This window comes from Amycolatopsis sp. WAC 01416 (assembly GCF_003947485.1).
In the GTDB taxonomy this organism is placed as follows: Bacteria; Actinomycetota; Actinomycetes; order Mycobacteriales; family Pseudonocardiaceae; genus Amycolatopsis.
In genome coordinates this window covers 41,855-54,230 of record NZ_QHHX01000014.1, presented here as the reverse complement: position 1 = coordinate 54,230, position 12,376 = coordinate 41,855, and the positions used below count along the sequence as shown (strand labels likewise).

Here is a 12,376-nt window from a genome sequence, read left to right as displayed (position 1 = left end):
GGTATGACCACCGTGCCGGATGCGATCGCCCCGATGCTGGCGACCGACGGCGACCTGCCCACCGGCGGGTGGGGGTACGAGTACAAATGGGACGGCTACCGCTGCTGTCTGCGGATCGCCCGCGACGGCGAGACGCGCTTGACCAGCCGGCGCGGCCTCGACACGACGGCGACGTACCCGGACGTGACCGGCGAAGCGCTCGATGGCCGCGAAGCCGTCCTCGACGGCGAGATCGTCGTCCTCGACGACAAGGGGCGGCCGAGCTTCCCGCTGCTGCAAACACGGCATCTGCGCACGCCGGACGCGTCGCTGCTGGAGCGCAGCCCCGTGCACTTCTTCGCCTTCGACGTGCTGTTCCTCGACGGCGACCTCCTGCTCGACGAGCCCTACGCCGCCCGCCGCGAGCTGCTGACGTCCCTGGGCGGCGGTGGCCGCATCGTCATCCCACCGGGGTACACCGACAGCGACATCTCTCCCGATCGGCTGCTCGAGGTCGCCCGGGAGCACGGGCTCGAAGGGCTGATAGCGAAGAAGCTCGACAGCCGGTACTACCCCGGCAAGCGGACGCGGCAATGGTTCAAACGGGCGCTGTGGCACACCCAAGAGGTCGTCATCGGTGGCTGGCGCGCCGGCGAAGGGCGGCGTTCGGGCACTCTCGGCGCCCTGTTGCTGGGCGCGCACGACGAGTCCGGCGATCTGCGCTACATCGGCGATGTCGGCACCGGGTTCAGCGACAAGGCCCTCGAAGACCTGCATGCCAGGCTCGCGCCACTGGCACGGAAGACACCTCCTTTCGCTTCGGAAGTCCCGCGTGACCGGGCGCGGCGGGCGCGGTGGGTGGAGCCGGAGCTCGTCGGGGAGGTCGTGCACCGGAACTGGACCCCGGACGGCCGCCTGCGGCACACGACCTGGCGAGGGCTGCGCGCGGACAAGACCCCCGACGACGTCGTACTGCCGTCGTAGTGGCTCACGTCGGCCGGATGACCCCGGCCCGCTCGAACTTGTCGTAGCGATCGAGGATCGCCTGGCCGGAATGGCCCTCCTTCCGGCCGGAACTCACCCCAGTCACGTTCCATGTCGACGGACATCGCGTCGCCCTTCCATCCACACCGATGTTCGGCCACTCCGCGAGGACGGGAGCGTCCTGACCTGTTCCGGCGTCGTGTCCCCGGCATGTCAGCGTCGTGGCGGTCCCGTGTCAGCACGGTCGGCGATCGTTGCTCTCACAACGAAAGATCACCGCGACCGAGGAGTTCCTCTCATGTCTGTCTTCCCAACACCAACACCGGCACCGATCACCGCCACGCTGACCACCGCGGGCGCCCGGGTCCGCGTCACCGCGAGCGAACGTCCGGACACGGTCGTGCTCGTCGAGCCGATCGACGCCGCGAGCAAGTCGGACGTGAAGGTCGCCGAGAACACCAAGGTCGGCTTCGACGGCGGCAAGCTGTCGATCGAGACGAAGAAGGCGGGCGGCAAGAAAGGTTCGGTCGCGATCACCATCGAGGTGCCCACCGGTTCCCAGCTGGTCCTCAACACGGCTTGGTCGGACGTGACCGCCGAAGGCCGGTTCGGCGAGTGCGCGCTGGAGGTGTCGTCAGGCCGGATTCAGGTCGACCGCGTCGCGTCGGTGCGCGGCAACCTGGCGGCGGGCGAGATCGCGATCGGGCACGTCGCCGGCACCGTGGACGTCGACGGCGGCTCGGCCGGAGTGCGGATCGGCGAGGTCGAGGGCACCGTCCGATACGAGGGCGCGACCGGGAAGGTCTGGATCGGGCACGCCCGGTCCGACGTCGACCTCTCCGGTTCGAGCGGGAGTTTCGACATCGACCGCGCCGACGGCGACGTCGCCGCACAGGCCGCCAACTGCCCGATCCGCGTAGGCAGGCTGTCGCGTGGCAAGGCCGAGCTGGTGAACGCGTCCGGCGGCATCGAGGTCGGGATCGAAGGGGGCACCGCGTCGGTGGATGCCAAGAGCACCAAGGGATCCGTGCGCAACTCCATCGCCACGGACGGCGGACAGGGCGGGGTCAAGGTCTACGCCCGCACTCGCCTCGACGACATCGTCATCCACCGGGCGGCTTGAGTCCTGGTGTTCCGGGTCGCGGGTTCGTGGTCTTTTGGGCGGCAGTGCCCTCCAAGGGTTTCTTCGGGACGCTTGGGTGGCGCTGCCGCCTTGGAGTGGTGACGTGGTGCGAATTTGCCGCAATTAGTCACCTAATTGCGGTGCGCTTCGCGTGTTTAAGAGCGCTTCGCCGCTTTCGCTGCTTCACGACTTTCTCTACTTCGCTGCTTTCTCTGCTTCGCGCGCTTCGCTGCTTTCTCTGCACGTGCATTTCGGATTCTTTTCCACGCTAGACCATTAGGGCTCGCACGCCTGTTCGATTAGGTGTAGTGTCGGGGTCGTGGCCAGCAACGACGCACCCCCGACGACGCCCACCGAGTGGTGGCGCGTCGACACCGTGACGCTGCACGCCCGCAAACAAGAACTCGAAATCATCAAACGACAGGCGGATGCGGAACAGAACGTGATCCTGGCGGAAATCAATTCCCGCGGCGTGCGCGGATGCAGCGGTCATTCGACGTTGGCGGCGCTGATCTTCGAGGACTTCCACGTGACGGACAAGGAAGCCAGTGCCCGCGCCGACCGCGTCCTCGCCCTGCACCCGGGCCCGTGCATCGGCGGAGACCCCGAGCCACCCCTGGCGCCGCTAACGGCCGAAGCCGCCGCGGAAGGCGCGATCGGCGGCTCGCAGATCGACGCCATCATCCGCACCCTCGCCCGCATCCCCTCCACCGTCCCCGACGAAGACACCCGAGCCGGGGAAAAGATCCTCGTCGACCTGGCTCGCCATGCCGGGCCTCGGCAGATCGCCCGCGCCGGACGGCGCCTGCTGGACAAACTCGACCCCGACGGCAAAGAACCCCGCAACGAAGACCCCCAAGACACCCGCCCAGAAATGCGGTTCATCAAACACCGCGACGGCACCCTCGGCCTGACAGCCACCCTCGACCTCGAAACCTACGCCCGCCTGAAGTCGGATTTGGATCCGATGGCCAAACCCCACAAAGCCATCGACGGTGTCCGGGACTCCCGCAGCCAAGACGAACGCTACGGCGACGCCTTCACCGACTACGTCCGATTGAAAACCACCAGCCGCAACCTCCCCGGCCAAGCAGGAGAAGCCACCCACATCCTCGTCACCATGTCCTACGACGACCTCATCCGCGACATCGGCGAAGCCCACCTGGATCTGGTGGGACCCATCAGCGCCACCGACGCCCGCATCCTCGCCTGCGACGCCCGCGTCCGACCCGGCGTCCTCGGCACCGCAGGCGAACCCTTGGACATAGGGCGCTCCAAACGGACCGTGTCGCTCGCCCAGAAATACGCGTTGACGATCCGCGACGGTGGCTGCGCCTTCCCCGGCTGCGATATGCCCGTACCGCGCTGCACCGCACACCACATCGTTTTTTGGCGACACCACGGCGACACCAAAATCGACAACCTCGTACTGCTCTGCACCCGGCATCACCGGCTCATCCACCACAGCAAATGGAAAGTCCACATCGCCCAAGACGGACTACCCGAATTCACCCCGCCCGCCTACCTCGACCCCACCGGAACACCACGGAGGAACACCATGCACCTCAGGATCTAGGCCGACCACCCACCAAGCCGTCCACACACCCACTGCGGCGAGAACACCCACCCCCAAGCCGCCCCAGCCCCTGGGAGATAAGGAAAACGCGCCTAAACCGTGACGCTTCCAATGTGGCGACCCAACCTCGCGCGCCCACGGTGACCCAAAACCACAGTGCCCCCAATGCGGCATTGGGGACACTCACCGTCCCCAATGCCACATTGGGAGCACCTTCCACAGCATCCCCGGCCGGGTACGTCACCGACCCGCCCGCGACCACGCCACCTGCGCCCGCCGCTTTGAGCTCGTGATCACCCGGCCTTGGAACAGTTCACCTTGGGAGTCGCTCGATGAAGCTGGATTGGGAAGGCTGCCTCAACGGCCGTGACGTAGGCGGGCTCCCCTCAGCCGACGGCCGACGGATCCGTTTCGGTGAGCTTCTCCGGTCGGACAGCCACAATCGGTTGACCGCCGGTGGGATAGCGGCGGTTCGCGCGGCGGGGATCGGTCGCATCCTGGACCTCCGGTGGGCGCGAGAGACCGCGCGGGAGCCCAGCCCGTTCGCGAATGATCCCGTTTATCTCAATGCGCCCTTGATCGCCGAGCTGGCGGAACAAGGCACCACCATGCCGGACGCCCACCGGTCCATGCTCGACGACAACCAACGCCAGATCACGGGACGTCTTCCTGCGGCTGGGGTCCGATCGCGGTGCACCGCAGCGCCGGGCGAGACCGGACGGGGGTGCTCGTGGCGCCGGCGCTGAGCGTCGCGGGAGTGCCCGCCGCGTCGATCGCCGCGGACTATGCGGTGCACGGATGGTTGCAGTGGCGCCACAATCCCCCGGACGCTGGCCCACCTGGAAGATCGTCATGGAGGTGTGCCGCCTTACCTGCTGAAGGACGGCGCAACCGACAGCCGGCTCAGACGGTTAAGGAGCCGCCTACTTACCCGAAGCCGATCCTCGTGAAGCGAACCGGTCCAGCGCCGCCAGTTTCCAGGCCCGTTTCACGTCGCTCGACCGATGCCCGGAGCCGTCGTCGATCAGCAGCTCCGCGCCGGGCCAGGCGCGGGCGAGTTCCCACGCCGTGTCCACCGGGCAGCTCAGGTCCCGGCGTCCGTGGATCAGCACACCGGGGATGTCCCGCAGCAGGACGGCGTCGCGGATCAGCGCGCCGGGTTCCAGCCAGCCGGCGTGGGAGTAGTAGTGCGTGACGATGCGCGCGAAGGCCAGTTCCCAGTCGCCGATCGGACCATTGTGGACGGTCGCGCCGGGTTCCAATGAGAGCACGGTGTCCTCCCAGGCACACCATGAGCGGGCGGCGTCGGTCCGCACGTGCGGGTCGGGATCTTCCATGAGCCGCGCGTAGGCCGCGACGAGGTCACCGGAGAGATCGCCGCGGAAGCGAGCCCATTCTTCGGGGAAGAACCGGCCGGCGCCGTGGTACAGCCAGTCGATCTCGTAAGGCCGTGTCGTGCTGATCGCGCTGACGATGATCTCCGTGACCCGCTCCGGGAACCGTTCGGCGTAGGCGAGCGCGAGCGTCGTACCCCACGAACCGCCGGTGACGAGCCAGCGTTCGATACCCAGGTGTTCCCGCAGCCGTTCCATGTCGGCGACGAGATGGTGGGTCGTGTTGTGCCGCATGTCGGTCGCGGGGTCGCTCGCGTGCGGGGTGCTGCGGCCGCAGCCACGCTGGTCGAACAGCACCGCGCGGTAGCGGGCCGGGTCGAACATCCGCCGCATCCCCGGCGTGCGGCCCTGCCCGGGGCCGCCGTGCAGCATGACCGCCGGTTTGCCGTCCGGGTTCCCGCAGGTCTCCCAGTAGACGAAATTGCCGTCACCTACATCGAGCAGTCCCTTGTCATAAGGCTCGGCAGGTGGGTACAGATCGATCATGAGCCAACCCTAGACGGTCAGTGAGACCACGAAACACTTTCGCCGCAACGAAGTTCAGCAAACCGGCCCTTTCCCCGCCGCGCTCGAAGGAGGAGATTCGGAGGTACCGGCGAAATCCCCGGAAACGGAGAGACATGGCGGTCGACGGCATGGACTTCACCCTTGGGGTGGAGGAAGAGTTCGTCCTTCTCGACCCGGTGGACGGCGCGGTCACGTTGCGTGCCCCCGAACTTCTCGCAAGTCTCGCTCCCGGGCCGGACGTCAGCGGTGAGCTGATGCGGTTCCAGATCGAGACCGCGACCGGCGTCTGCCGCGGCCTGGACGAGGTGCGCTCGGAGCTGACGCGGTTGCGGCAGACCGTCGCGACGGCGGCGGAAGCCGACGGTTGCCTCATGGTGGCGGCGGGGATCCCGCCCGGCGACCTGCGGGGGGACACGCTCACCCCCGAGCCCCGGTACCGGCGGATGGCACAGGCGTTCCCGGAGCTGATCGACGAGGCGGGAACGTGCGCATGTCATGTTCACGTCGGCCTGCCGTCGCGGGATCTCGGCGCGCGGATCCTCACCGGACTGCGGCCGTGGCTCTCCCCGTTGCTGGCGCTCAGCGTGAACTCCCCGGTGGAGCGCGGCGCCGACTCCGGGTGGTCGAGCAGGCGCTTTCCGATCTGGGACCGCTGGCCGACGGCGAGACCGCCGGACGAATGGTCCGGCGCGGCCGCGTACGACCGGAGTATCGGCGACGCCTTGCGCCGAGGCGACGCGCTCGACGCGGCTGGGGTGTACTTCTACGCCCGCCTTTCCCCTCGCCATCCCACGGTCGAGGTGCGCATCGCCGACGTCTGCCTTGCCGTCGACGACGCGGTGCTCCTGGCCGCCTTGGTACGCGGACTGGTCGCGACCTGCGCCGTGACGACGAGGCCGCCGCGGGCCCGCGGGACCCGGATCGGCGCGGCTTTGACGGCCGCCGCGCGCCGGGGCCTCGACGGGCCGGGCATCGACGTCTTCACCGGCAGGGAGGCCGACCAGCGCGACCTGCTCCGCGAACTGGTCGATTTCGTCCGGCCGGCGCTCAGGGCCGCGGGCGACGAGGAAGACGTCGAGCGGGGGTTGGACTCGGTGTTCGAACACGGGACCGGCGCTGCCCGGCAGCGCCGGTTGTTCGCGGAAGCCGCTTCGCCGGGCGAGTTCGCCGCGGAGCTCGCCCACGCGACGATGAACGTCCCGACCCGGTGAAACGAACCGGCGTCACAGCCAGCCGGACTCCTTGGCGATCCGCACCGCGTCGACCCGGTTGCGGGCGCTGAGCTTCGACACGATGGTCGTCAGGTAGTTCCGCACGGTGCCGGCGGACAGGAACAGCTCGGCCGCGATCTCGGTCGGGTCGGAGCCGACCGACGCGAGCCGGAGCACCTCGATCTCGCGGGCGGTGAGCGGGCATTCCTCGCTGTCCCAGGCGGCGAGCGCCAGATCGCCGTCGACGACGCGCCGCCCGGCGGCGACTCCGCGGATCGCGTTCGCGAGCCTGTCGGCGGGCGCGTCCTTGCGCAGGAAACCGTTGACCTTCGCGGCCAGGGCCCGCCGAAGGGTTCCCGGGCTGCCGAGCGAGGTGAGGATCAGCGTGCGCACGCCGGGCAGTTGTTCGTGCAGTTCAGCGGCGGCGGTGAGCCCGTCCTTGCCGGGCAGGTCGATGTCGATGAGCGCGATGTCGGGATTCGCGGACCGCGCGAGCGGGAGGATCTCGTCGCCGCTGGCGCATTCGGCGACGACCTCGATGTCGGGTTCCAAACCGAGCAGCGCGACCAGGGCTCCACGGACAATGTGCATGTCCTCGGCCACCAGGACCTTGATCATCGACCCCATCTGCCTTTCGCCGCTTCCCGCCCCGAGCCGCCGATACTATCCTCACACACACGTTCCGCGAAATGGAAACCGGCCCTTGACCGCCGCGGGGGGACGCGGTCAAGGGCCGGTTCTGTGTTGCCGCGGGAATACGTTCTTCGGACCGCGCCAACACGGCCGGGGAAGTTCCGGCGTGAATGCGCTACCAGGAATTCTGCGGCCATCGGCCGGGGAGATCCAGTGTGCCCAGCACCGCCGGACCGTGGTTTTCGCATGTCCGGGACACTGTGAAATTTTCACGTCGGCGCACACATGAATCCATATCCGGCGGTGAATCAAGCACTTCAGGAGAAGCGGCGGCGAACACTAGTGTCGAAACCGCAAAGCAGACCAGAATTCCTCGAGCGAAAGGACGGTACAATGGATGAGACTGTCCGGCGAGCCGTGGAGCGAGCCATTGGGGCCATGAACGAGAAACTGGGCGAAGAGCTCACTATCGATGACATCGCCCGTGCGGCGACGTTCAGCAAATTCCATTTCACCAGGGTGTTCCAGCAGGCCACCGGCGTCTCGCCAGGCCGGTTCCTGTCCGCGCTGCGGCTCGACGAGGCCAAGAGCCTGCTGTTGACGACCTCGATCACGGTCGCCGACATCAGCCGCCAGGTGGGCTACAACAGTGTCGGCACCTTCAGCACGCGGTTCAGCAGCCGGGTCGGCCTCTCCCCGTCCGCGTACCGACGGCAGGGCGGGTTCCAGCGCCACCTCGCGGGCGATCCCCGTCCGGGCGCGAAGCGGGCCGTCGTCCGAGGTTTCGTGTCGGCGCCGCCGGAGATCTCGCCCGGCCTCGTCTTCGTCGGCCTCTTCCCGACGCGCATCCCCGAGGGCGCGCCCGTGCGTTACACGGTCATCGACGCCCCCGGCCCCTATCAGCTGACCGATGTCCCGGAAGGCACCTGGCACCTCGTCGCGCACTGCGTGACCGGGCCGCCCATGCGCCGCGGCACCGGGTACACCGGGCACCACGGCCCGATCACCGTCGAACCGGGCGTCTCCGCGCGGCTGGCGGATCTGCGGATGCGCCCCAAGCGCCTGTTCGACCCGCCGGTCCTGCTCGCGCTGCCCGACCTGCGGCACCGGCCGGAGCCGTTCAAGCGCGCGGCCTGATCCTCTCCCGGATCTCAGGAAAGGGTCGTTCAGGACGAAAAACGTCTTGAACGACCCTTTCCTGACATCTGCGGCACCTCAGGCGGACAGGCGGCCCGCCGCCGGGGCCAGCCCGTCCCGGATGTTCTGCCGCCACAGTTCATAGGCGGGCGTCCCGTCCGCGGCGTCGGCGGTGACCTCGGTCGAGTCGGCCAGGTCGACGGCCTCCTCGATGCTCAGCCCGGCGAGCGCCCGCGCGGCGCGGCGGGTGTGCGGCGGGACGAACGACGAGAACGTCCTCGCCTTCACCGCGAACACGACACCGAGGCCGAGTTCGTCCTGATGCTCCCCCGCCGACTCACGCAGTCTCACCAGCCCCGGCCGGTCGCAGCCGCCCGCGAAGGTCGCAGCCAGCCCGACCCCGCTCCACAGGTCCGGACGGCGTCCGGCGGGGAAGCGGTTCACCGCCGCGGCGACCTTCACCGGGTCGCCACCGTTGATGAACCACAGCGCCCGCCCGATGCCCTGGTCGCAGGCGCGCGGGAAGTACCCGGGGGCGCCCGCCCACGGGTACGGCTTGGGGACGAACTGCCGGTCGACCCACTTGCGCGTGTCGAAGTAGGCGCGATCGAAGGCGTAGCCGTCGACGGCCAGCCAGCTCATCGTCGGGTGGAACGGGACGCCGTCCAGTTCCGGCAGCACCTTCTTCCACAGCGGGCGGGGCAGCCGGGCCATCGCGAACCCGATGCCGATGTAGGTCAGGAACACGTGCGGGAGGCCGGGGCCGCTCATCAGTTCGGCCGTACGGTCCGTCCGGCCGCCGGGCATGACGTCGAGGATGGTGAACGCCATCGCCGCGCCCTCGTAGGCGAACCCGCGCAGCTCCGGCTCGACCATGTCCAGCCGCCGCTCGGCCTCCCACAGCGCCGGCGCGTCGATACCCCACTCGAAGCCGCACACCACCGACTGCGGGATCGACTCCAGACGGGCGGTCGCCGGCGTCGGCGATACCCCGAAGCCTCGCCCCTCGAAGCCGACCGAAGCCAGCGAAGGCGCGAACATGACCTTGCGCAGGGCACCCAGCAATGAGCTCATCACTTACGTCCTTTGTGGATAGTGTCGGCTTCGCGCGAACTCGGCTCGTGCCGAGGAGACCACGCGGTGCTCGCCGTCCGCTCGACGGCCGATCGAGGTCGGCGCCCCGGTACCGCCGAACAGTCCATCCCCGTCTTCGAAAGACGTCGAATTCACCCGTTCGCCGGACGAATTCACCGTAATGGAACGTACTCAACAGGGAATGAAAACCACTTATGGCAATAGTTTTACCGTCTTCTCACCTAACAGCGAGTAATCGATCGCTCTCAGTTTCAGTGTGGTCGAAGCCATGCCATCGTCGCAGTTCACCAGGGTTCCGACCGGCCGAGCAGTCCGCCGAAAAAACCGCAACCTTGTATCGTGCGATTCCGATTCACTCTTCCGGGTTTGCTATGTACACTGAGAGTTAGCGCGTTTCTGGGGAAGAGGAGGTCGGAGTGATCCGAGTCCTATTGGCCGAGGATATGCACATGGTCCGCGGCGCCTTGGTCGCTCTGCTGAACCTCGAACAGGACATCGAGGTGGTCGCGGAGGTCTGCTCGGGCGACAAGATCCTTCCGATGGCCGCGGAGTATCTGCCGGACGTCGCGATCATCGACATAGACCTGCCCGCCAAGGACGGGCTCGCCGCCGCTTCCGAGCTCTATCAGCAGCTTCCGAGCGTCCGCACGCTGATCCTCACCTCGCTCGGCCGCCCGGGCACCGTGCGCCGCGCGCTCGACGCGAAGGTGAACGGGTTCCTGCTCAAGGACGCGCCCGCCGACAAGCTCGCCAACGCCGTCCGCTCGGTCGCCATCGGCCGCCGCGTCATCGACAGTGAACTCGCGCTGTCCGCCTGGGAAACCGAGGATTGCCCGCTGACCCCGCGCGAAGCCGAGATCCTCCGCCTCGCCGCGAACGGGCGTACGGTCGCCGACATCGCGGCGGAGCTGTTCCTGTCACCGGGAACCGTGCGGAACTACCTCGCCACGGTGGTCACGAAACTCAACGCCCGCAACCGGGTGGACGCCATCCGCATCGCCACCGATTCCGACTGGCTCTGACCCATTCCGCGTCTTCTCTTTTGCCACAACCGGTTCTCCGCTCCAGGTCGTGACGATCACATACGGGGCAACGAAGAAATCACCGGCCGCCGGGTGTTTCCGGCACTGTTCCGAAGGTTCCGCCTCTGTCACCGTCATTGAGGGGGATTCCGCCGGAGGGGCAGGGATGCACGCGATGACCATCGGAGAAGGTGACACGGCCAGGGTTCTGGGGCCGCTCGAGCTGCACATCGGCGGTGTCGACCGCGCGCCGAGCACGCCGAAACTCCTGCAACTGCTGGCGATGCTGCTCATCCGTCCCGGCAAGACGGTCCACGTCGACTCGCTGGTCCACGAGCTGTGGAACGACACGCCGCCGCGCAGTGTCCGCCGGACCCTGCACACCTACGTCCACCACCTCCGCCGCCATCTCGACCCGGACGGCACCGGGGGACTGCTGGTCACCAGCTCACCCGGGTACCGGCTCGACATCGACGCGGGCGTGGTCGACGTGTCGGAGTTCCACCGGCTTCACCGCCTCGGCCGCGACCTGCTGGACGAAGGCGACAACGCGGCGGCCGCGCACGCGTTCCGTACCGCGCTGGACCTGTGGTCCGGTCCCCCGCTGGCGAACATCCACTGTGGACCGACCTTGGCCGCCTACACGGTCTATCTCCTGGAGCATCGGCGCAACGCCCGCGACCTGTGGATCGAGGCCGAGATCCGCGCCGGCAAGCACCGGGAGATGCTCGGCGTGCTGCGGTCGCTCACCACCGCCGACCCGTTCGACGAAACCCTGCACGCCCAGCTGATCCGCGCGCTCGGGCTCAGCGGGAGGCGGAGCGACGCGCTCGCGACGTTCGAGTGGCTGCGGACCAGGCTCGAGGACGAACTGGGGGTGAAACCCTGCGCCGAACTGCGAGAGCTGCACCGCGAACTGCTTTCCGAGGGACACCCCGTCCGCTGAACGAGCACCACCCCGTCACCAGATCAAGGAAGTTGAGGAGTCAAGCATGACCGCTCGCACCTACGGCCAGTTCTGCGGCCTCGCCCGCGCGCTCGAGATCATCGGGGAACGCTGGTCCCTGCTCGTGATCCGCGACCTGGTGCTCGGCCCGAAGCGTTTCGACGAGCTGCAGCACGGCCTGCCGAAGATCCCGACGAGCATCCTGTCGACCCGGCTCAACGAGCTCGAACGGCACGGCGTCGTCCAGCGCCGGGTGCTCTCTCAGCTCGACGCCGGGGTGGTCTACGAACTCACCGAGTACGGCAACGACCTCGACCAGATCCTGCTGCAGCTGGGCCTGTGGGGCGCCCGTTCGCTGACCGACCCGGCGGCCGACGACCTGTTCACCCTCGACGCGGCCATCCTGTCGCTGTACACGACGTTCCAGCCGGACGCCGCCCGCGGCCTCCAGTGCTCGTTCGAACTCCACTACGGCGACCAGATGATCGTCCACGCGGTGATCGACGACGGCGCGGTTACGGCGGGCGAGGGCCCCCTGCCGGAGCCGGACCTCGTCATCGAGCCACGCGGCCCGGTCGTGCTCAAGCTGCTGAACGGCGAGCTGGACGCCGCGAGCGCGCTCACCTGCGGCGCGGTGGCGGTGAAGGGCGACCCCGCGATGCTGGAGCTGTTCACCAGGCTGTTCCACATCCCCTCGGCGCCGTCGAAGACCGAAGGGCTCGTCACGCACTGAAGATGACCTCCGCCATTCGGCACCTGCTTGCGATCG

11 protein-coding genes and 2 pseudogenes are annotated in these 12,376 nt (G+C 68.1%); 10 read left to right on the top strand and 3 right to left on the bottom strand.

Annotation, left to right across the window (positions count from 1 at the left end; translation table 11 throughout):
- The first annotated feature begins 3 nt into the window (after nt 1-3).
- The 5 genes and pseudogenes from ligD to DL990_RS42520 all read left to right on the top strand — a co-directional run.
- Entirely contained in the window at nt 4-963 is a 960-nt protein-coding gene (ligD, locus tag DL990_RS37680; protein WP_125801528.1) for a non-homologous end-joining DNA ligase, read from the top strand.
- 298 nt (nt 964-1,261) lie between these two features.
- Complete coding sequence (locus DL990_RS37675) at nt 1,262-2,086, top strand: DUF4097 family beta strand repeat-containing protein (protein ID WP_125801527.1); 825 nt, start codon at nt 1,262-1,264, stop codon at nt 2,084-2,086.
- 319 nt (nt 2,087-2,405) lie between these two features.
- On the top strand, nt 2,406-3,662 hold the full coding sequence (locus tag DL990_RS37670) for an HNH endonuclease signature motif containing protein (protein ID WP_125801526.1): 1,257 nt from the start codon (nt 2,406-2,408) through the stop codon (nt 3,660-3,662).
- Between the two features lie 332 nt (nt 3,663-3,994).
- Nucleotides 3,995-4,291, top strand: a pseudogene (locus DL990_RS42040) (tyrosine-protein phosphatase); the annotation flags it as partial.
- 62 nt (nt 4,292-4,353) lie between these two features.
- A pseudogene (locus DL990_RS42520) lies at nt 4,354-4,404 on the top strand (hypothetical protein); the annotation flags it as partial.
- Nucleotides 4,405-4,585: 181 nt separating this feature from the next.
- On the opposite strand, the gene pip reads toward DL990_RS42520, so the two are convergent.
- Nucleotides 4,586-5,542, bottom strand: a complete 957-nt coding sequence (pip, locus tag DL990_RS37660; RefSeq protein ID WP_125801525.1) for a prolyl aminopeptidase — start codon at nt 5,540-5,542, stop codon at nt 4,586-4,588.
- Between the two features lie 134 nt (nt 5,543-5,676).
- Between pip and DL990_RS37655 the strand changes: the two genes are divergently transcribed.
- On the top strand, nt 5,677-6,774 hold the full coding sequence (locus tag DL990_RS37655) for a glutamate--cysteine ligase (protein WP_125786024.1): 1,098 nt from the start codon (nt 5,677-5,679) through the stop codon (nt 6,772-6,774).
- 12 nt (nt 6,775-6,786) lie between these two features.
- Here DL990_RS37655 and DL990_RS37650 read toward each other — a convergent pair whose 3' ends face one another.
- Entirely contained in the window at nt 6,787-7,392 is a 606-nt protein-coding gene (locus DL990_RS37650; protein WP_125786025.1) for a DNA-binding response regulator, read from the bottom strand.
- Nucleotides 7,393-7,845: 453 nt separating this feature from the next.
- On the opposite strand from DL990_RS37650, the gene DL990_RS37645 reads away from it, so the two are divergent.
- The gene (locus tag DL990_RS37645) at nt 7,846-8,544 is read left to right on the top strand and encodes an AraC family transcriptional regulator (protein ID WP_125786026.1); all 699 of its coding nucleotides are present in this window, start codon (nt 7,846-7,848) and stop codon (nt 8,542-8,544) included.
- A 78-nt stretch (nt 8,545-8,622) separates the two neighbouring features.
- On the opposite strand, the gene DL990_RS37640 is transcribed toward DL990_RS37645, so the two are convergent.
- On the bottom strand, nt 8,623-9,618 hold the full coding sequence (locus DL990_RS37640; protein ID WP_199746773.1) for a DUF1702 family protein: 996 nt from the start codon (nt 9,616-9,618) through the stop codon (nt 8,623-8,625).
- Between the two features lie 437 nt (nt 9,619-10,055).
- Here DL990_RS37640 and DL990_RS37635 point away from each other — a divergent pair, with 437 nt between their 5' ends.
- The 3 genes from DL990_RS37635 (at nt 10,056) to DL990_RS37625 (ending at nt 12,340) form a co-directional block, all read left to right on the top strand.
- Complete coding sequence (locus tag DL990_RS37635; protein WP_125786028.1) at nt 10,056-10,661, top strand: DNA-binding response regulator; 606 nt, start codon at nt 10,056-10,058, stop codon at nt 10,659-10,661.
- Nucleotides 10,662-10,827: 166 nt separating this feature from the next.
- Nucleotides 10,828-11,607: an AfsR/SARP family transcriptional regulator gene (locus DL990_RS37630; protein WP_125786029.1), complete on the top strand. Its 780-nt coding sequence runs from the start codon at nt 10,828-10,830 to the stop codon at nt 11,605-11,607.
- A 46-nt stretch (nt 11,608-11,653) separates the two neighbouring features.
- Nucleotides 11,654-12,340, top strand: coding sequence for a winged helix-turn-helix transcriptional regulator (locus tag DL990_RS37625; protein WP_125786030.1), 687 nt, complete (start codon nt 11,654-11,656; stop codon nt 12,338-12,340).
- Nucleotides 12,341-12,376: the final 36 nt, after the last annotated feature.

Excerpts from the sequence above, each read along its gene's own strand:
- ligD (WP_125801528.1), top strand. The coding sequence starts at position 4 with ATGACCACCGTGCCGGATGCGATCGCCCCGATGCTGGCGACCGACGGC.
- pip (WP_125801525.1), bottom strand. The coding sequence starts at position 5,542 with ATGATCGATCTGTACCCACCTGCCGAGCCTTATGACAAGGGACTGCTC.
- DL990_RS37675 (WP_125801527.1), top strand. The coding sequence starts at position 1,262 with ATGTCTGTCTTCCCAACACCAACACCGGCACCGATCACCGCCACGCTG.
- DL990_RS37655 (WP_125786024.1), top strand. The coding sequence starts at position 5,677 with ATGGCGGTCGACGGCATGGACTTCACCCTTGGGGTGGAGGAAGAGTTC.
- DL990_RS37645 (WP_125786026.1), top strand. The coding sequence starts at position 7,846 with ATGAACGAGAAACTGGGCGAAGAGCTCACTATCGATGACATCGCCCGT.
- DL990_RS37650 (WP_125786025.1), bottom strand. The coding sequence starts at position 7,392 with ATGATCAAGGTCCTGGTGGCCGAGGACATGCACATTGTCCGTGGAGCC.
- DL990_RS37630 (WP_125786029.1), top strand. The coding sequence starts at position 10,828 with ATGCACGCGATGACCATCGGAGAAGGTGACACGGCCAGGGTTCTGGGG.
- DL990_RS37625 (WP_125786030.1), top strand. The coding sequence starts at position 11,654 with ATGACCGCTCGCACCTACGGCCAGTTCTGCGGCCTCGCCCGCGCGCTC.
- DL990_RS37640 (WP_199746773.1), bottom strand. The coding sequence starts at position 9,618 with ATGAGCTCATTGCTGGGTGCCCTGCGCAAGGTCATGTTCGCGCCTTCG.